Origin of the sequence: Hartmannibacter diazotrophicus (assembly GCF_900231165.1) — a bacterium.
In the GTDB taxonomy this organism is placed as follows: Bacteria; Pseudomonadota; Alphaproteobacteria; order Rhizobiales; family Pleomorphomonadaceae; genus Hartmannibacter; species Hartmannibacter diazotrophicus.
In genome coordinates this window covers 3,379,550-3,399,280 of record NZ_LT960614.1, presented here as the reverse complement: position 1 = coordinate 3,399,280, position 19,731 = coordinate 3,379,550, and the positions used below count along the sequence as shown (strand labels likewise).

Annotated in this window: 15 protein-coding genes and 1 pseudogene; 7 read left to right on the top strand and 9 right to left on the bottom strand. The window is 63.8% G+C overall.

All coding sequences use genetic code 11. The annotated features are described in order from the left end of the window. The first annotated feature begins 13 nt into the window (after window positions 1-13). A complete protein-coding gene (locus HDIA_RS15820; protein ID WP_099557033.1) occupies window positions 14-1,027 on the top strand; it encodes a zinc-binding alcohol dehydrogenase family protein in 1,014 nt (337 codons plus the stop codon). A gap of 127 nt (window positions 1,028-1,154) precedes the next feature. Here HDIA_RS15820 and HDIA_RS15815 read toward each other — a convergent pair whose 3' ends face one another. Further along, the gene (locus HDIA_RS15815; protein ID WP_099557032.1) at window positions 1,155-1,949 is read right to left on the bottom strand and encodes an SDR family NAD(P)-dependent oxidoreductase; all 795 of its coding nucleotides are present in this window, start codon (window positions 1,947-1,949) and stop codon (window positions 1,155-1,157) included. Window positions 1,950-2,060: 111 nt separating this feature from the next. Here HDIA_RS15815 and HDIA_RS15810 point away from each other — a divergent pair, with 111 nt between their 5' ends. From HDIA_RS15810 to HDIA_RS15800, 3 genes are all read left to right on the top strand, one after another. Further along, entirely contained in the window at window positions 2,061-3,065 is a 1,005-nt protein-coding gene (locus tag HDIA_RS15810; protein WP_099557031.1) for a GlxA family transcriptional regulator, read from the top strand. 351 nt (window positions 3,066-3,416) lie between these two features. Further along, window positions 3,417-3,863 (top strand): (2Fe-2S)-binding protein, encoded by a 447-nt coding sequence (locus HDIA_RS15805; protein WP_099557030.1) that lies wholly within the window; start codon window positions 3,417-3,419, stop codon window positions 3,861-3,863. A gap of 10 nt (window positions 3,864-3,873) precedes the next feature. After that, window positions 3,874-6,111: a xanthine dehydrogenase family protein molybdopterin-binding subunit gene (locus HDIA_RS15800; protein WP_099557029.1), complete on the top strand. Its 2,238-nt coding sequence runs from the start codon at window positions 3,874-3,876 to the stop codon at window positions 6,109-6,111. A gap of 321 nt (window positions 6,112-6,432) precedes the next feature. On the opposite strand, the gene fhuB is transcribed toward HDIA_RS15800, so the two are convergent. The 8 genes and pseudogenes from fhuB to HDIA_RS15760 form a co-directional block, all read right to left on the bottom strand. Next, window positions 6,433-8,454 (bottom strand): Fe(3+)-hydroxamate ABC transporter permease FhuB, encoded by a 2,022-nt coding sequence (fhuB, locus tag HDIA_RS15795; protein WP_099557028.1) that lies wholly within the window; start codon window positions 8,452-8,454, stop codon window positions 6,433-6,435. Then, window positions 8,454-9,368 (bottom strand): iron-siderophore ABC transporter substrate-binding protein, encoded by a 915-nt coding sequence (locus HDIA_RS15790; RefSeq protein WP_099557027.1) that lies wholly within the window; start codon window positions 9,366-9,368, stop codon window positions 8,454-8,456. Before HDIA_RS15790 ends, fhuB begins: the two co-directional genes overlap by 1 nt. 8 nt (window positions 9,369-9,376) lie before the next feature. Next, window positions 9,377-10,156 (bottom strand): ATP-binding cassette domain-containing protein, encoded by a 780-nt coding sequence (locus HDIA_RS15785; protein WP_099557026.1) that lies wholly within the window; start codon window positions 10,154-10,156, stop codon window positions 9,377-9,379. A gap of 117 nt (window positions 10,157-10,273) precedes the next feature. Further along, window positions 10,274-11,191 (bottom strand): alpha/beta hydrolase, encoded by a 918-nt coding sequence (locus tag HDIA_RS15780; RefSeq protein ID WP_099557025.1) that lies wholly within the window; start codon window positions 11,189-11,191, stop codon window positions 10,274-10,276. Between the two features lie 8 nt (window positions 11,192-11,199). Beyond that, complete coding sequence (locus HDIA_RS15775; protein WP_099557024.1) at window positions 11,200-12,387, bottom strand: PLP-dependent transferase; 1,188 nt, start codon at window positions 12,385-12,387, stop codon at window positions 11,200-11,202. Next, window positions 12,384-12,857 carry a GNAT family N-acetyltransferase gene (locus HDIA_RS15770; RefSeq protein WP_099557023.1) on the bottom strand — a complete coding sequence of 158 codons (474 nt, stop codon included), beginning with the start codon at window positions 12,855-12,857 and terminating at the stop codon, window positions 12,384-12,386. Before HDIA_RS15770 ends, HDIA_RS15775 begins: the two co-directional genes overlap by 4 nt. 10 nt (window positions 12,858-12,867) lie before the next feature. After that, the gene (locus HDIA_RS15765; protein WP_099557022.1) at window positions 12,868-14,244 is read right to left on the bottom strand and encodes an MATE family efflux transporter; all 1,377 of its coding nucleotides are present in this window, start codon (window positions 14,242-14,244) and stop codon (window positions 12,868-12,870) included. Beyond that, window positions 14,241-15,095: pseudogene (locus HDIA_RS15760) on the bottom strand (GNAT family N-acetyltransferase); the annotation flags it as partial. The pseudogene HDIA_RS15760 and the gene HDIA_RS15765, both read right to left, overlap by 4 nt. Before the next feature lie 39 nt (window positions 15,096-15,134). Between HDIA_RS15760 and HDIA_RS25610 the strand changes: the two are divergent. From HDIA_RS25610 to HDIA_RS15750, 3 genes are read left to right on the top strand one after another with little or no spacing between them, the layout of a single operon-like run. Then, window positions 15,135-15,434, top strand: a complete 300-nt coding sequence (locus HDIA_RS25610) for a hypothetical protein (RefSeq protein ID WP_162292591.1) — start codon at window positions 15,135-15,137, stop codon at window positions 15,432-15,434. Next, complete coding sequence (locus HDIA_RS15755) at window positions 15,431-15,736, top strand: MbtH family protein (RefSeq protein ID WP_157775687.1); 306 nt, start codon at window positions 15,431-15,433, stop codon at window positions 15,734-15,736. The genes HDIA_RS25610 and HDIA_RS15755 overlap by 4 nt, the downstream gene beginning before the upstream one ends. 37 nt (window positions 15,737-15,773) lie before the next feature. After that, window positions 15,774-19,721 (top strand): non-ribosomal peptide synthetase, encoded by a 3,948-nt coding sequence (locus HDIA_RS15750; protein ID WP_099557019.1) that lies wholly within the window; start codon window positions 15,774-15,776, stop codon window positions 19,719-19,721. Window positions 19,722-19,731: the final 10 nt, after the last annotated feature.

The window sequence follows — 19,731 nt, the reverse complement described above, 5'->3', positions numbered from 1 at the left end:
AGGAGTCGCCGTCATGAAAGCCATTGCCTATCAGACCGCCGGACCGATCGACCGGCCGCAGTCCCTCGTGGATATCGAGATCGACCGTCCCACCGCGTCCGGACGCGATCTTCTGGTCAAGGTGGAGGCCATCTCGGTCAATCCGATCGACACCAAGGTTCGCAAGGGTGCCGTGCCGGCAGACGGGGACTGGAAAGTCCTCGGGTGGGATGCTGCCGGCACCGTCGCCGAATGCGGAGACGGTGTGACGAACTTCAAGGTCGGCGATCCGGTCTTTTATGCCGGTTCGCTGGTGCGGCCCGGCGCCAACAGCGAATTTCATCTCGTCGACGAGCGGATCGTCGGCCGCAAGCCCAAAAGCCTGTCGAACGCCGAGGCCGCCGCCTTGCCTCTGACGGCCATCACGGCATGGGAAATGCTGTTCAACCGGCTCGACGTGTCGCGGCCGGTCCCCGGATCTGCTCATGCCATCCTGATCGTCGGCGGGGCGGGCGGCGTCGGATCGATCGCCATCCAGTTGGTCCGTGCCTTGACCGATCTCACCGTCATCGCGACCGCTTCGCGCCCGGAAACAATCGCCTGGGTCAAGCAACTCGGCGCGCATCACGTCGTCGACCACACCCGGCCACTGGCTGCCGAGGTCGCCGCCCTCGGCATCGGCGCCCCGGCCTTCGTCTTCTCCACGACGGGCACCGGCCGACATCTGCCCGAGATCATCGAGCTGATCGCGCCGCAGGGGCGCTTCGGGCTCATCGACGATCCGGAAACGCTTGACGCCAACGGCTTCAAGCGGAAGTCCGTCTCGCTCCACTGGGAACTGATGTTCACCCGCTCGTTGTTCGAGACCGCTGACATGGATGAGCAAGGCAGACTTTTGAACGAGGTGGCGGCACTGATCGATGCGGGCAAGATCCGTACGACCCTGTCGCAGGTGCTTTCACCCATCAACGCGGCCAATCTCAAGGCGGCGCACGCGATCATCGAAAGCGGCAAGGCCAAGGGAAAGATCGTCCTGGAAGGATTTTGATTTCAGGTCCGGCAATCGGGCTCCGGCCACCTTCGGATTGGGTCCGCATCGCCGGTCATCCTCGGAATGGCGCTTTGTGCAATCGAGAGCGAGCCGCCAATCGAGCGGCTCGTTCTCGATCGTCCGATCAGACCGCCGCGCGATATCGGTCGGCCGGCGTTGAGTTGGACAAGTGAGGCAGCATCTTCTGGCGGGCGGCTTCGAACGCCAGATACTCGCCCTCGTCCATCAGGGACGGGATCGAGACATATTCGCCTCGATCCAGATCGAAGAGGGCGGCATCGACGAGGGCGGCGGCGGGCATGACCCATTCCTTGGGCAGGTTGTCGACCGGCAGGCCCGCCACGTCCCAGAACTCCGTGCCGGTAGCTCCCGGCAAGACGACCTGCACGCGGACGGGTGTATCCGCCAGTTCCTTGCGCAGGGAATGGCTGAACGCCAGGATGAAGGATTTCGAGCCGCCGTAGACGCCGTTCAAAATCTCCGGAGCGATGGCGACGATCGAGGCGATATTGATGATCGTTCCCCTGCCGCGGGCGAGGAATTGGGGCACTGCGGCGTAGGTCAGGCGCATGGGGGCCGTCGCATTGATCGCGATCATGCGCTCCATTTCATCCACCGGCGAACCGGTCAGCGGCGCGGCGCTGCCGAAGCCCGCGTTGTTGATCAGAAACTCGATGTTGGCATCGGTGGCGAGGATGGCCTCCACCTCACGAAGTTGGGCGGGATCGGTCAGATCCGCAACAACCGGCCTGACGGAGACACCGTAACGCGACGACAGGGCATCCGCGTGGGCGGTAAGCCGGGCCTCATTGCGTGCAACGATGATCAGGTCATGGCCTCTTGCCGCAAAGCGATCCGCATAGAGGGCGCCGATGCCTGATGAGGCGCCGGTAATGAGAGCGGTTGTCTTCGTCGTCATGGTGTTTCCAGTTCCAATCCAAGGGTCAAGGAGAAGTCCGGGACAGGATAGGACTGGACAGGAATGTCTCAAATGTCATAGTTCCGTCAAATCAAGACGCGGAGCTTTCAGATGGCAGACGTAGGCTTCCTTTTGGAAGATGGATTTCAGGTCATGGCGATGGCGACGTTGTCGGTGTTCGAATTCGCCAACATCGAGATCGGGCGGGACGCCTATCGCGTGACGGTCCTGTCCGAGACGGGCGGGAGCATGAGATCGTCGCTCGGGCCAAAGATCGAGTCGACGGCCTTTTCAGCGCCGCCGGATACGCTGCTGGTCGTCGGCGAACTCGTTCCCAAATCATTGCCGCCGGCTGTCGCCCGGTTCATCGCGAAAGCCGGCACCGAATCCCGGCGGGTCGCCGGAATATGCACGGGCGCCTATCATCTGGCCGAAGCGCGATTGCTGGATGGACGCGTCGCGACGACCCACTGGGCGCATGCGGCAAAACTGGCGGAGCTGTATCCCGCTGTCCGGGTGGAGCAGGACAGGATTTTTGTCCGCGATGGCAATGTCTGGACATCCGCCGGGATGAGCGCGGGCATCGATCTTGCCCTTGCTCTTGTCGAGCAGGATCATGGAGCGGCCGTCGCCCGCAGTATCGCCCGGCGACTGGTCGTCTACTACCGCAGGCCGGGCGGTCAGTCCCAGTTTTCTGCCTTGCTCGATCTGGAGCCGCGCTCGGACCGCATTCAGCGGGCCCTGATCTACGCCAAGGAGAACCTGAAAGAGGCCCTTTCAGTCGAAGACCTCGCCGGGGTCGCGAACCTGAGCCCGCGGCAGTTCAGCCGCATCTTTCGCTCTGAAACGGGTGTCAGCCCCGCCAAAGCCGTTGAGCGGATCCGGATCGAGGTCGCCAAGTCGATGATCGACGACGGCCGGCATCCCATCGAAGTGGTAGCCCGGGAAACGGGGTTTGCCGACCGCGACAGGATGCGGCGGGCCTTCCTTCGCACCTACGGACAACCGCCGCAAAGCCTGAGGCGAAGCATTCGGCTGATCGAAGGGAGCGGTGCGTCCAGCGGCGGCGACAATGTCTCGAATGGCCGTGAAAATGACAGCCGGGTCGGCGGCTGATCCGATATTGCTGGATCGGAAGAACTCGGAGACTTGAGACCGGACCTGGCTTCGACCGGCAAGCTGCCCGGCGTCCTCGCCCGCGTCCCGGGCCGGCAGCCCTCTCCCGGATGCTGCCTGCCTTCCGTTTCGCGCGCTGCTTGACGCCCGGTTGCTGCAAAGCGCGTCCGCAGGTTTCCGTCCATTGCTTGTCTGCGAGTGATTGATCTTCGCGGGAGAAGGGATGGCGGTCTTCCGCTCTGTCCGTTGCGGGGATCGAGCCATGTCCGAGAATGCCGGGTTTGCGACATTTGGCGCGGCGGCGTTCGAGGCTAGCTTTGTGCAGCGCATTTTTCCGACATGAGGACCAAGATGTTCAGGCTGAAAATCAACGGGTCTATTCACGACGTGGATGTTGAGGCCGACACGCCGCTTCTTTGGGTCCTGCGGGACACAATTGGCCTCACCGGCACGAAATACGGCTGCGGCATCGCGCAATGCGGCGCCTGCACCGTGATGATCGATGGCGACGCGACGCGTTCTTGCCAGATGCCCGTCGAGGCTATCGGCGACGCAGAGATCGTCACCATCGACGCGATCGAGGCCGATGAGGTCGGTCGGAAAGTCGTGGAAGCCTGGGTTTCGGTTCAGGTTCCGCAATGCGGCTATTGCCAGTCCGGGCAGGTGATGGCAGCCACGGCTCTGCTCAAATCCAACCCGAAGCCGGCGGACGAGGACATCGCCGATGCGATGACCAATCTTTGCCGCTGCGGAACCTATAACCGGATCGCCGACGCCGTTCGGCAGGCCGCAGGCTAAGGGGGCTCCCATGAAAATCGCTCATGATTTCGCGCCCGCGGAGGCGCTGGCGTTGATGAAGCCCGATGGCGTGACCAACCTGTCCCGCCGGGGTTTTCTGGGCGTCTCGGCCGGTGCGCTGCTGATCGGCGCCTTGTTGCCCGCAGGCCAAGCGCGCGCCCAGGCGTCGGAGGCAATCAAGCCCGGCACACGCATTCCGGCGTTTCTGGAGTTGAGGTCCGACGGGACGGTCCGGTTGCTCAGCCCCTTCGTTGAAGGCGGACAGGGGATCGCGACCGGGGCAGCGCAGATCGTCGGCGAGGAGCTGGATGTCCATCCGAGCCGATTTGCGGTCGAATGCGCGCCGCCAGGACCGGATTATGCGGTCATCAACGGCCTGCGCATGACGGGCGGCAGTTTCTCCACCCGGTCGAGCTACATGGTTTTTCGCCAGCTTGGAGCAAGCCTGCGCGACATGCTCATCCGCGCGGCGGCAGCCCGGCTGGATGTGCCAAGGGCGGAGCTTGACACCGACGACGGGGTCGTTCGGCATGCTGCGTCCGGCCGCAGCATTGTCTATGCGGATCTGGTTGCCGAGGCCCTGAAGCTGGAGCCGGCCAGCGAGGTGGCGCTTCGAGACCCCTCGACCTTCCGTTATATCCGCCAGCCGATGGACCGGCTCGACGTCAGGGACAAATCGACGGGCAAGGCGGTCTATGCGATCGACCAGAAGGTCGAGGGCATGCTCTATGCCGCGGTTGTCCACGGTGAGCACTTCGGAACCGAACCGACGGCGATCGCCAACGAGGCCGAAACGCTGACGATGTCCGGCGTCCATGCGGTCCATCGTTTGCCGGGCGCCGTTGCCGTGACGGCGAACAGCTGGTTCCGGGCTCGCAAGGCCGTCGAGCAACTGGAGGTGACGTGGACCGCACCGAAGCCGACGGGACTTGATACGATCGCGGCGGATTTTTCCTCTGCCGGCATGCTGGCAGCTCTCAAGGCATCGACCGACAAGGGGGTGCCGGCGGAGACCGTCGGCGATGCCGATGCGGCCTTTGCCTCCGCCGCGAGGCTCATCGAGGCGGACTATGACGCGCCATATCTGGCGCATGGGCAGCTTGAGCCACCCTCCGCGCTGGCCCGGTTCAACGAGGACGGCACCCTGGAGCTCTGGATTTCCAACCAGATGCCCGAGCTCTTCCAGATGTACGCGGCAAAGACCGCAGACGTTCCCGTCGAAAAGGTCATTGTCCACTCGCCAATGCTGGGCGGGTTCTTCGGCCGCCATTTCCTCTACGGATCGTCCAGTCCCTTCTTCCAGGCGATCCTGCTTGCCAAGGAGACCGGCAAGCCGGTCAAGGTGCTCTGGTCGCGCGAGGAGGAGTTCAAGATGGACGCCGCACGCCCCTTGTCTTTCAGTCGCTTCAGCGCGGCACTGGACAAGGATGGGATGCCGGTCGCGATCAAGGTGAGGACGGTGGGGGAGGGGCCGATCGGCCGATGGTTCTCCAGCGTGTTCAAGGATCCCGTCGACAGTTCCGCCGTCGAGGGCATCGTGGCCAAGCCCTACGCCATTCCCAATCGGTCGATGGAGTACGTCAAGGTCGTGCATCCCGTCACGATCGCCTTTTGGCGGTCGGTCGGACACTCGATGAACGACTATTTCTCCGAGAGTTTCTTCGACGAGATCGCGGCGGCCGGTGACAAGGACCCCTATGAGCTCCGCCGGGTGCTGCTCCAGGACAAGCCGCGCCACCTGCATCTTCTCGATGTGGTCGCGACCATGTCCGGCGGCTGGAAGCGCGGTCCCTATGAAGTGGAGGGCGTGAAGCGCGCCCGGGGGGTCTCGATGGCCTCCCCCTTCGGCTCGGAGACCGCGACGATCGCCGAAGTCTCGATCGAGGATGGCAGCGTGCGCGTCCACAATCTCTGGATCGCCTTCGATCCGGGCTCGATCGTCAACCCGCGCATCGTCCAGTCGCAGGTGGAATCGGCCGCAGCGCTCGGTCTGTCCGCAACGCTGCACGAAGAGCTGCCCTATGAAGGTGGCGTCCGGCAGGTGAGCAACTACGACACCTACACGATCCTCTCGCGTGACGAGATGCCGAAGGTGCACGTCGAAATCGTCGAGAGCGGGGAACCGATGGGCGGCGTCGGCGAGCCCGGATTGCCCGGTGTCGCGCCGGCGGTCGTCAATGCCGTCGCAGCGCTGACGGGACAACGGATCCGCAGTCTGCCGCTTGCGAAGGCGACATTCGGCGCGTGACGGAGATCCCGAGGTTGGCCTGACGCGGACGACTTTTCGGCGTCAGGCGCTTCTTCTTGCCGAACTTCCCGCAAGCTGGCGCGCCGTCACCGGCGTGCCGGCATGCTGCCGCTTGATTCCCATCTGAGAGCCTCCGCCTTACTAAACATAACGGCGGGCCATTTCAGTGGGGGAGGATCAATTCTTGCCATCTGGCGTCAAGGCCGGCGGCCCGTTGCTCCGATCGATCAATTCCCGGCCGAGCCAAGGTTCGAACCCGCTAGTGACCTAGCTTAGATGAAAAGTCGTCAAGACGGCCAACAACAGGTCTCCTCAATTCGGTTATTGAATCTTGCGGATGAGCAAGACGGCGAGCAGGGGGCCTCCCACCAGTGTCGCGACAATGCCCGTGGGCAGCTGCCATGGGAACCAGACGAGCCTGGCAATTCCGTCGGCGACCTGCATCAGGCATAGGCCGATCATCGCCGAGGCAAGCATATTCCCCCTTGTCCGGATGAAGCCGATGCGTCTTGCAAGATGCGGCGCCATCAGACCGATGAAGCTCAGCGGTCCTGTCAGCAGCGTTGCGGTGGCAGTGGCAAGGCTGGCGAGCGTCAGCAGGCCGAAGCGAACCGGGCCAACGGAAACACCTGCGGCGGCGGCCATGACCGGACCAAGGCCAAGAAGGTCGAGCGGCCGTGAGGCAAGCGGGGCGAGACACAGCAGAATGACGGCGACGGCTAGACCTGAGCCTGCCGTCGTCACGTCGACAAGAGCAGTGGCGCCGCTCATCCATGTCAGCAGCAACTGCGCACGCGGATCACCCGTCGCGATGACGACGGAGAGGAGTGCCGTCAAGAGGGCTCCTAGCGCAACGCCCGTATAGAGCATGCGCTCGCTCGCGCCGGAACGGCCATGGGACGACAGGGAGAGGACGGCGAAGACGGCGAGTGCGCCTAGCGTTGCCGCAAGGGTTGCCGTTGCTGCGTCGGGCCGATCAGTGAAGAACAGCACAACGAAGAGACCGCAGGCCGCGCCGGATGAGAGGCCCAGAACCTCCGGGCTTGCCATCGGATTTCGGGTCATCTGTTGCAGCAGGCTGCCGGCGAGGCCCATCAGAAGGCCGCCGCAGGCCGCGGCAAGCAACCTTGGAACTCGAAATGGCAAAACGATCGAAAGGTCGTCAATGCCGGTGATTTCGAAATGACCCTGAAGATCACGGCTCACGAACAGGCTTGCAAGAACGAGCAGCACTGAGCCCGCGCCAAGGAGCATGATCCCACGTGGCACGGAGATGGAGCCGGTGTTTGCGCGATGCGTCAGCGACGCGGTTCGCGACTCGCTTTTGAGGCTGCGCATGATGACGAGAAGCAGCGGTGCGCCGATGAGCGCGGTTATGGCCCCCGTCGGCAGGAAAAGGCCGCTCGCCGCTTCGGCAAGTTGCAGGGTCTGATCGGTCAGCAGCAGCAGTGCCGCGCCAATCACGGGGGCGACGATCAGCCGGGCGCCGAGCCGGCGGAAGCCCATCATGCGTGCAAGGGCCGGTGCGGCAAGGCCGAGAAAGCCGATGACACCGACGGCGCTGACGACAAAGCTCGACGCGAGGACGGCGAGCCCAAGGCCGGCGGCGCGCACGCTGGCCAATCGGACGCCGAGCGACGCCGCGCCTTCGTCGAGATCAAGAAGACGCAGCGGTCGCACGAGAAGGCCAGCCGCCAGAAAGACGACGCCGAGGCGGGGCAGCAGCGTCTGAACGCTGCGCCAGTCCTGCTGTACCAGAGAGCCGCCGCCCCAGAGAAAGAGCCCCGGCAGATAGCGCTCGCGCAAGAGGGCGAGAATGGTGACAAAGGCGCTGGCATAAAGCCCGGCGAGCAGTCCTGTCAGCATGACGATGAGCGGAGAAAAGCCGAAGCGGGCGCTGGCGCCGAAAACGAGAGCCATGACGACAAGACCGCCCGCAAGCGCGACGAAATCGCGGCTGATGCCGCCAAGCACCGGGGTTGCCAGCATGGCGAAGGCGAGAGCGAGCTGCGCGCCGGCCTCGACGCCTACGGTGGAGGGCGAGGCGAGCGGATTGCGCAGCACCTGCTGCATCAGACAGCCGGAAAGGCCAAGGGCCGCGCCGCAAAGAAGGGCGATGGCTGTTCGCGGCAGCAGCGAATAATGGACGAGAATCGCTGCGTTGTCGGTCAGCGCCGGCGCTGTGAAAGCGCGCGCAAGGCCGACGTCCGCAATCGGCGGGCCGAGATTGACGATCGCGACCGCCATCGCTGCAACAATCAACCCAACAAGCAGCAGGAGCGGGCGTAGCGACAGCGGCAACCGTGCGGTCACGGACGGGGGGAGGGCGGCGCGAAACGGCATCAAGGCTGCGCAATCTCCCCGCTGATGTCGTGGCCTTCGGCAATCGCCACCAGAAACCGGGCAAGCCGCGTCATCGAGGGCAGCGTGCCGAACATCAGAACGACTGGCATGCGGGATATGCCGCCATCGCGCGAAAAGGGCAGGCTTTGCCAGAGCGGACTGCCGGAAAGGCTCGGAAAGACATCCGGCGGCACCGGGTCCATGACGATGAGCCTTGAGCCGGGGAGAACGCCGGCGAGGTCCTCGTAGCCGGCGGTCGCAAAGCCCCAGGAGTTCGTCTCGCCGGTCCAGCCATTTTTCAGGCCGAGCGCATCGAGCGTGTCGCCGATGTTGCCGCCGGTGCCATAGACCCGGATGTGGCGCGTATCGAGAAAATTGATGATGACGAGCGGTGCTTCGCGCAGCGGCTTGCAGCGAATCCTGGCCTCGGCGAGTGCGCTTTGGGTCTGTGCGATCAGATTGTCCGCCTCGCGCGTGCGCCCCAGAAGGTCGCCGAGACGGCGCGTTTCCTCGACGATATGCGGATAGGGCGGGCCGCCGACATCGTGAATGGCAAAGCTTTCCACCGGCGCGATCGTTTCCAGCCGGACCCGCATCGTTTCCAGATAGGGCGTTGAGACGATAAGATCGGGCCGCAGGCGGGCAATCTGCTCAAGATTCGGCTGGGTCTGGCCGCCGATGTTGACGATGCCTGCGGGTAGCGCCGGCTCGACGGCCCAAAGTGGCCAGTCCTCGGTGCTCACGAGGCCGACCAGTGGCAATCCGATCTCGATCAGCGTCTGGGCAAGGCCATAATCCATGGAGACGACGCGCGTCGGCGTTGTCGCCAAGGCGAGGCGGCCTGAGCCGAAGAAGGCGAGGCTGCCGGCAACGAGGTGACGGCGCGTCAGCTGCCATTTCATCTCAAAGGGCATGGGACACGTCACAGGGCATAGGATATGGGCGCTCCGCCTTCCGGCGGCACCATGACGCCCATCGGCAGCCCATAGATCCGCTTGAGGTTGTCCGCCGTCATCAGCTCGCGGGCCTGCGCCTGAGCCACAAGCCGCCCTGCGGAAAGGGCGATCAGTTCATCGCAGAAGCGTGCGGCGATGTTGATGTCATGGAGGACGACGACGACTGTGCGCTCCTGCGTCTCGGAAAGGCTGCGCAAAAGACTCATGACCGCGATCTGGCTTGCGATATCGAGCGCTGAAATCGGCTCGTCGAGCAGCAGGCAGGAGGCATCTTGCGCCACCATCATGGCAACGAAGCTGCGTTGTCGCTCGCCGCCGGAAAGTGTTGCGACCAAGCGGTCGGCAAAGGGCAGAAGGCCGCTGAGGTCGAGCGCCCGGTCGACGGATTGCCTGTCGGTCTTGGTGAAGCGCCCGAGTGCGCCATGCCAGGGATAGCGGCCGAACTCGACCATCTCGCGCACCGTCAGGCTGTCGGAAACGGCCGGATCCTGCGGCAAGAAGGCAACGCGACGGGCGTAGGCGCGCGCGCCGAAGCCGCCGCAATCTTCTCCGTCAAGATGCACGCTGCCGACAGAAGGGCGACCAGCACGCGCGAGGAGGCTCATCATGGTCGACTTGCCGGATCCATTGTGCCCGAGAAGACCCGTGACGCGACCTTTCGCGATTGTCAGGTCTGTCGGATGCAGCAGCCAGGTGTCCTTTATGCGCACACCGGCCCCGGTGAGGCTGAAGGCAGGTTCGGTCATGTTGGTTCGGTCATGATGGTTCGTCGGGCGGTGAACGGGTCATGCCGCCTGTGTGATAAATATGAGTAAATGAGTCAAGTTATAATCAGGGAGGCGTGGGGTGGCGTTGAACCGTCTTCAGTCGAGCGGAATTCCGGCGCCTGGCCGCCGAGGCTCGCGCACCGCAAAGGCGATCTGGACAGCTCTGCCGACGGCGACCGGCAGCACCGACATGTGGGTCTCGCGTGGGAAGATCTCGAAGTCGGTGCGGATTTTTCCGTTGCTGAGGCGGGCAAGATCGCCGGCCATGGCGTGTGCCGCCGCAACGGTGCGGATGCGCCGCTTTTCCTCAAGCCGCCTGACCTCGTCTTCCGCGCCGAGCTGGAAGGGGGCAAGGCTGTCCCCCTCATATTCGCCAGCGGAAAGATGGACGAATGCCGAGAGATCGTTCGGCAGGTTGGCGAGAAAGCGATCGCGGACCGGAATGAGCTGGGAACCCTCCCAGTAGATCGCCGGGCTGACGGCGATCCAGTTCAAAAAGCTTCTCGGTCGGGTGAAGAGCGTGTGGAGGGCGAAAAGACCGCCGAAGGAATGGCCGAACAGCGTCTGGCGCGCCGGATCGAGGGGTGCAATGGAGGCCGCGAGCGGTTTTACCTCCTGCTCGATGAAGGCGGCAAATTCCTCCGCTCCGCCGGTTTTCACCTCCGGCGTTCCCTCAAAGAAGGGCGGATAGGTCTGGCCAGGAGGCGGACCGAGATCCCAGGACCGGCGCAAGGGATCGTAGGGCGCATCGGTCGGGTAGCCGATGGCGACGATCACGCCCTTGCCGACATTGGTGCCCGCCGGCCAGTCGGCCTGCACGCGCAGGGCATCGACCGCCGTCGCGATCACGGCATTGCCATCGGTCATGAAGAGTGCGGGCCAGCCGTCAGCCGGTGGTTCGCTGTCGGGACTATGCACGAAGACGCGGTAGATCGCTCCATTGGCCCCGACGATATCGTGGATCGTGGTGCCGGCGAGTGGTGCGCTGCGGACGTTGAGGACTGGCTGATCCATGGCTCGTCTCACTTTCGCGCGGCGGCGAGCGCCTGATCGATATCCGCGGCCAGCAGCTCCGGGGCCTCATGGCCGGCCGCAAGGCGAACGGTGCGTGGTGATACGCCGAAACGGCGGAAGGAATTGGTCGTCGGCGAGAGTTCCAGCGCCGCAAGCGCCGGCACGACGAGCGATTCCGGCCCGCCCCACGAAACGCCGATGCGGATATGGTGCAGACTGTCGACGAAACGCGGCACGTCGATCGCGTCGGAGACATCGAAGGCGAAGATGCCGCCGTAACCGGAAAGCGTCGCATTGCCGGGATGCGGCACGAAGGCGGGATGACGCACGCGCTCGACCTCGGGATGATTTTGCAAATGCTCGCCGAGAAAGAGACCGGCCTGCATGTGGCGCTCGAGCCGCATCGGCAGAGTGCGCATGCCGCGCAGGATCAGCCAGGCCTCGAAGGGCGAAAGCTTGCCGCCGAGATAGTGGTAGCTCTCGTGATTGATGCGGTCGACCAGCGCCTTGGAGCCGACGACGACACCGGCGACCGTGTCGCTGTGGCCGCCGAGATATTTCGATGCGGCATGCACCACCAGATCGACGCCATGGCTGATCGGCTTCTGGTAAAGCGGCGTTGCCCAGGAATTGTCGATGATCGAGATGACGCCATGCTTTTGCGCAGCTTCTGCAATGGGGCCGATGTCCTGCACACTGAAGACCATCGACGTCGGGCTCTCCAGATAGACAATCTTCGCGTCGGGCAGGGCTTCGATGACTGCGCCTGCATCTGTACCGTCGACATAATCGATGATGACACCGAATTTGCGCAGGATTTTTTCCATGAAGCGGAAGGCATCGGAATAAAGATTTTCCACCGCGACGATGCGGTCTCCTGCTTCCACGAACGGAACGATCGAGGCAGCAATCGCCGCCGTGCCGGAGGAAAAGCCACGCCCGGCCTCAGCGCCCTCAAGGGCTGCGACGAGAGCCTCAAGTTCGTGGACGGTGGGATTGTCGCCGCGCGAATAGATGTAGCGCTGCGTCCTGCCGGCGAAGACGTCGGCAAGATCGGAATAACGTTCGAAGGTGAAGAGCGAGGTCTGGAAGATCGGCGGCGAAACCGCGTCATGAGGCATTGGCGCCAGGGGGGCCAGAAGGCCGGCGGAATGCGCGATAAGCTCTTCATCGCGAAGGGTTACGGGCTTGTTCATGCGGGCCTCGCGGCAAGGGGTTTGATCATGAAGAGGCAGGGGTGATCGGGATGCCAGAGGGTGGGGAAAACCTCTGCCCGAAGAAAGCCGACGCTTGAATAGAAACTGCGCGTTGCATCGAGATGAGGCTCTTTGCGACCACGCGGGGCCAGCGTCTTGACGGTCAGGAGATCGAACTGGCGCTCCTTGGCGAGTTCGGCGGCGGCGTCGACGAGTTCGCGTCCGATTCCCCGGCGGTGAAACCGTTCGTCGACAGCCAGAAGGAAGATCTCCATCGCACTGTCCGTTTGCTCCTCAAGCGCGATCAGGCCTGCAACAATGCCTTCCTCCCGACAAACGAGAACGTCCATGTCATCGACCCGCCGGGCGGCGGCTTCATGCCCCTCGGGCTCGGGAAACCAGAGAGGCAAATCACGCATAATCTGCCGGCAGGCCTCGCCCTTTCCCTCAATCAGGGGTTCGATCTCCATGGCAGTCTCCTCAGCCGGAGTTTTCGATTGGGACGGCGGTCGCGGGCCTCGGCTGACCGAAGAGGATGGGCCAGAGAAGCGCCATCGACATCGCCCCGGCGACAGCGATGCCGCCGGCAACCGAGAGCGGGACGGCGGCAAAGCCAAAAAGGCCGGGGAGAACGAGCAGTGGCGGGGCAAGCAGAAAGCCTTGTGCCGACACGGAGATGACCGCTGCAAGCTTTGGCCGTTCAGTGGCCTGCAGAAGCACGAGTAGAACGAGACGCAAGCCGGTCAGCGGAAAGGCGAGATGGATGGCCACGATCGCTGACGCGCCGAGTACCAGCACCTCCGGATCATCGGTGAAGATGCCTGCCAGCGGGCGGGCGAACGCTGCAACGCCGAAGCCGTAGACCATGCAGAAGAGACTTGCCGCCACGACCATGAAGTATGTGGCCTCGCGCAGTCGGGCTTGCGCGCCGTTGCCGAAGGCATAGCCGAGAACCGGCTGACCGCCGAGAGCGAAGCCGACGATCGGCAGGGTGCCGAGGATGACGAGGCGCAGCGCGATGCCGATGGCCGCAACGCCGGCATCACCTGCCGTTTCCGCGGCGGCCTTGTAGGCCAGCGCGAAGGCCGCCGCCGTCAGAAAGCTTGAGAGCGTCACCGGCAGGCCGATAGCGATGACCGGACGAAGGAGCTTCAGATCAAAAGCGCCGGGCAGAGCAAGCTTCAGGTTGCTCCAGCCCTTGAGGAAGTAGCTGCCATAGGCGGCAAGGACGACAACCTGCGACAGAATGGTGGCAAGCGCGGCCCCTTCGACACCAAGACCGAGGCCGAAGATCAGGATCGGATCGAGGATGATATTGAGGGAAAAGCCGGCGATTAGCGTGCCCATGGAAAAGCGGCTGTTGCCCTCGCCGATGGCAACAAAATCGCAGACGACCTGAATGAGGGTCAGCACCATGCCGAGTGCCATGATCCGCACATAGGGAACCGCCAGAGGCAGGGATGCATCGCTGGCGCCGAAGAGGCGTAGCAGCGGTTCGGTGAAGAAAAGGCCCGCAAACGTCAGGAGCGTGGCGACAGGAAGGCAGGCAAGAAGGGAGATGCTGGCGGCGGTGCCTGCCCTTTGGCGGTTGCCGGCACCGAGCGAGCGGGCGATTTCGGCGCAAGCCCCCGCGCCGAGACCCTCGCCAAGCGCCGCGCCGAGCATCAGCACAGGTAGCGTCAGCGTGACAGCGGCCAGCGCCTCGGCACCGAGCATGCCGACGAAGACGGCGTTGATGGTCTGATGTGCGGCATTGACCGAAAGGCCGACCACCGCCGGCGCTGCGAGACGCAGGATCAAGGGACGCACCGGACCCGCGCCGAGATCGGCCGGTGCAAATGGGGATGGCCCGCTCACGGTCGAGTTGCCTCCGGCGCCCAGAGTGCATCGGCGAAGAAGCGCTCCCGCTCCAGCATGACGAGCAGCGCTCGCTTGTGCGGGAAATCGAAATGCCGGACCTTTGCAAAGCCCGCCTTGTCGAGGTTGCGGATTTGCTGGGCGTGGCTTGCTCGCGGTTCGCCGACGATGCGCGTCGTGCGTGGGTCGTCGAGAAAGATGAAATGCATCAGCGACGGCAGCCAGGCGGAGATCCAGCCGCGCCCACGGCAGCTCTCCTCACCGATCGCCACATGCCAGCCGCGATCGTGGTCGCGCGCCTCATAATAGGGACCGATGCGGTTCTCTTTCGCCCAATAGACCTCGAAATAGCCGAAGGGCCGGCCTTCGACCTCGCCGAAGAGCGGCAGCACATGCGGGTCGGCGTGCCGGTCGAGAAGGATCGCCCGGTGCTTTTCGAGCGGGCCGTCGTCCTCCCAGATTTCGGCAACGCGCGGATCGTTCATCCAGCGGCTGAAGGTGGCAACATCCTTGTCCGGATCGACGACGCGAAAGCTCAAGGTCCCGCCGAGCCAGGGTATGAAACGGCGGTAGACCGTGCCGGACGGCTTTTGCGGGCGCAGCGGATGAGGCCTGCCTGCGGTGAGCACTTCGAATGCGGGGAACGGCGCTGCCGGCTGCACGAGCCAGGAGCCGGGCTTCTGCCACGCCATCGCCGGAACGAGCACCACATCCTTGCCGCGCTTCTGACCGATGCCTTCGGCGATGACGGCCTCGCCGATGTCGGTCGCTAGCCCATCCAGACGGATCGACGTGATGTCGCGGCGGTGACAGGTCGCAGCCTCCATAAGTTGCATATAAAATTGTAGGCTGCATGCATGTGAAAGCGCCGAGCAATCGACGCTGAGGCCTTGCTCGTCCTGCTGCAACAGAACTTCGACGGGCGCGCCACTTACATCATCATGAGCAAAGCGGCCGGGCTCGTCCATCGTTGCATCCAGCAGGCGATGGTTCGGAAATATTTGAGAAAAATTGATTTCTTGATCAGCTTTTGCTGCTGGCAAAGGCGCGGCATTCATGGCTTTTCACTCGGGCTCGGCGATGACGTGTCCGGGGCGGCGATGGGCAAGGAACGAATGGCGCGAACGGAAATTTACCCGCAGCCGAGAAAATTATTCTTGCGTGGATCGGTGAATTTGCCGCCGCCTTGATCGATCAAGGGACAACAATTTGTTGCATTGAAGTGATCGACATGACCAAGCCAGCTCCATCTCAGCAAAGTGCGAATTCCGGTCTCAACGGCACGATGGAGCCCATCTGGCGCGTCGTGCGCAACCACCAGGGCTGCTATTCGGTCTGGCGCTGCGACCGGTCTATCCCGGCCGGATGGGCGGCCATCAGCGAGGCGCAGGACCGTCCTTCCTGCCTTGCTGCCATCGATCAGATTTGGCGCGATCCGCGCCCGGAAAACCTGAAGCACCATCAAAGGCAGTTCCCGTCGCCGCATCGCTGAAGACGCCGACGCATACGACCTTTTCGGAAGGCATCCCATGAACAGCCATTCTTCGGCCGCCGCCACACCGTCGCCGGCCCTTCTGCCGCTCAGCCCGATTCAGGCAACGATCTGGGCTCGCGCTCAGATCGCTCAAACCGAGCCCTTCGCAATTCAGACCATCGCATTGAGACTGCCAGGCGAGGCCGACGATTTGGCGATCGAGACGGCCTTGCGGCGGCTGATGGATCACCACGCCGTACTGTCCTGCCGTCTTCTTCGCCTGGCGGGCGGGCGGAGCGGGTGGACGCCGGATCGCGCGGCGCCACTGCCGCTCCACATCGGCAAGCCGGCAACCGGTGATCGGCCCGCCGATGCGGCGCTGGCCGAATTGCAGGCGGCTGCCTTGCAGCCCTTCGACCTCGAAACGGCCGCGCCGATCCGCTTTCATCTGTCCCGGATATCGCCGGATGAGACCGTTCTGATCCTTTCCGCCCATCCGATTGTTGCCGATCCGGCGGCAATGGCCATTCTCGCCGAGGATCTTTGCACGGCATTGGCCGGAAAACCGCTCCTGCAGCCGGTGGTGGAGGCAGCGTCCACCCCAGACCAGATTGAGGAAAAGCTCGCTTACTGGCGCGGGCTGCTTCTTTCCGAGACGGCAGCAGCGGGTTTGCCCCAGCGATATCGTCCGGGATCGTCCGACGCGGGACGGGACAGCGCCAGCGCCCGCATTCCGGCGACGCTGATGCAAGCGGTGGAACATACCGCCGACGTGATGTCGCTCGGCATTGAGGATATCTGGTTCGCAGCTCTTGCCGGCCTCATGCATCGCTATACGGGACAGGAGCGTTTTCGCCTTGGTCTCGTTGCCGTGAACCGAACGGATCGCGCCATCTCTCGGGTCGAGGATCTGCTGCCGATCGATCTCGCGGTCACGTCGTCGCTGACCTATGCCGATATTGCCGCAGCCGGCCGGTCTGCCCGGGCGATTGCCGAAGCCAATCGTGTTCGCTCCGACGTCATTCTCCAGGACTTGCTCACCTTGCCGGGACAGGAGGAAAATGCGTTGGTAAAGGTCGCACTGGATCTGCGCCGGTTGCCGACGCTCGATGTCAGCTCACAGGCTGGTGTCGTGGCCTTGCCGGCGCCCTCCGCGCATGCGGACGTCACCGTCACGGTATTGCCGGCGGTGGATGGGGCGGCGGATATCGTCGTCGAGGGACGGGCCGGCGTCTTCGAGCCCGCGCTGATCGCCCGCTTTGCCGAACAATTGAAGCGGGTGCTTGAAGCGATCGCCGAAGACCCGCGGGCGCGGCTTTCGGAAGTGCAGTTCGTCGGTTTCGAAGACCTTGCCGCTCTTTCCGCTCCCTATCCGGACGATGCGGTCGACGACGACCGGCCGGTGCATCAGATCATTGCCGATCATGCCGTCCTGACGCCCGAAAAGACGGCCATCATCTATGGCGATGAGGTCTGGACCCATCGCGAACTCGACGAGCGGGCCAACCGCCTTGCCCATCGCCTGATCGGGCTCGGTGTCGAAGCCGAGACGACGGTCGCCATTCTGGTGGAACGGTCCGCCCACACCGTGATGGCCATTCTCGCTGTCCTGAAGGCAGGGGGCGCTTATATTCCCGTCGAGCCGGATCACCCCCCGGCGCGCAATCACCACATCCTGAAGGACGCCAAGGTCAAGGTGGTGATCACCGCCAACGAGTGGCGTTCGCGGTTGCCGGATGATTTTGAGGCGGCCATCGTGGAGCTTGACCGTCTCGACCTTGCCGGCGAGCCGGCGAGCGCGCCGGATGTGGCGATCCACCCCGATCAGCTCGCCTATGTCATGTACACCTCCGGCTCGACCGGCTTGCCCAAGGGCGTTGCCGTGGAGCACGGACCCCTCACGCATCACAATCAGGCGACATCGCGCGTTTACGAGATGTCGTCGGAATCGCGCGAACTCCCGTTTTTGCCGTTTTCCTCCGACGGCGGCCACGAGCGCTGGATGGTCCCGCTGATGGAAGGCGGCAGCATTCTCATTCCGAGCGCAGCGCTGTGGACGCCGGGCGAGACGCTGGCCGCCATGCGCCGCCACGGGGCGAACAACGCCTCGATCCCGACGACCTACATGCAGCAGCTCGCCGAATGGGCGGAGCGGACCGGCGAGGCGCCGCCGATGCGGCTTTATTCCTTCGGCGGGGAGGGGCTGCCGCAAGCGACCTTCGATCTCCTGTCACGCTCGCTCAATGCCAAGATCCTCATCAACGGTTACGGCCCGACCGAGACGATCATGACGCCGATGGTCTGGAAGGTGCGCCTAGGCGTGCGCTTTTCCGGCGCTTACGCCCCCATCGGGCGGGCGGTCGGACGACGGCGGGTCTATGTGCTCGACCCGGATATGAACCCGTGCCCGATCGGCGTTACCGGCGAGCTTTACCTCGGCGGCGAGGGCGTTGCCCGCGGCTATTTCGGCAAGCCGGGCGTCACCGCCGACCGTTTCGTGCCCGATCCCTTCGGGCCGCTCTTCGGCGAGGAGGGTGGCAGGCTCTATCGGTCCGGCGACCTTACCCGCTGGCGGGAGGACGGCACGGTGGAATTTGTCGGTCGCGTCGATCTGCAGGTGAAGCTTCGCGGGTTCCGCATCGAGCTTGGCGAGATCGAGGCCGCGCTGCTTGCCGAAGACGGCGTCGGCGAGGCCCTCGTTCTCCTGCGGGAAGACGACGGCGAAAAGGCGCTCGTTGCCTATGCGGTGCCGGAGGCGGGGCGTTCTCTTGACGATGCGGTTCTGATGGCGGCATTGAAGCGCCGGCTGCCGGGCCACATGGTTCCGGTCGCCGTCATCGTGCTTGAAAAAATGCCGACCAATCCCAATGCCAAGCTCGACCGCTCGGCGTTGCCCAGGCCACAGCGCAAGCTGCGTGAAATCGTGCCGCCGGCAACCGATCTGGAGCGTCTTCTCGTCGGCATCTGGCAGGAAATCCTCGGCATCGAGGCCGTCGGCGTCACCGAAAGTTTCTTCGATGTCGGCGGGCATTCGCTGGCTGCCTTGCGGATTCTTGGGGCGCTGAGGGCTGTGCGCAGCGGGGACCGGACCACCATTGCCGATCTCTTCAACAACCCGACGATCCGCGCGCTGGCCGGCGCCATCGAAAAAGGCGGACAAAGCACCGGCCAGCAGGCGGTCGCCCTGCGTGCTTCCGGCAGCCGGCCGATGCTCTATTGCTTCCCCGGCCTTCTGGTCTCGACGCGCGAATATCTGCGTCTCGTTGATCATCTCGGCCCGGATCAGCCGGCAACCGGCTTCATGTGCCATTCTCTTTCGGAACAGAAGGATCTCAACGTTTCCGTCGAGGATGTCGTCGCACCCTATGTCGAACACATCCTGAAAACGAGCCGTGGCAAACCGTGCGCCTTCCTCGGCTGGTCGTGGGGCGGTCTTCTCGCCTTCGAGGCGGCGCGGCTGCTTGGCAGCGAGATCGACCTGAAGATGATCGGCATGGTTGATGTCTGTGATCTTGGCTCGGACTTCGCCCTCGGCGCAGTGCCGGAGTTCGCGCCGGGCGAACGCGAAGAGCTGGAACAGCAGGTCAGCGACTGGCTGTCGCGAACGGCGATGCGGCGGGAATGGGATGCACTGCTGTCGGTGATGGACAGCCTCGCCTACGACCAGTTCCTGAAATTCGTCGGCAACGAGAAGGAGCCGCTACCCGTTGACGGCCCGGATATTTCGAGCCGTGAACACACCTTCTGGGTGCTGATCGACAATGCGCTTGTCTTCCGCCGGCACGAGATACGACCCCACGACTGCCGCATCCACTCCTTCACGGCTGAAGACAGTCTTAGCCGAGGTCTGACCCTCATTGACTGGCGTCGATTTTCCGCACTCGCGCAGCCTGTGGAAATGGTGTCCGGAACCAATCACCTGCACATCATCGGCGCGCCGCAGTTTCAGGAACGATTTGCTCAGCGGCTGGGTGAGGCATTTGAGCGGGACAGCCGTTCCTGACACCCCGGAT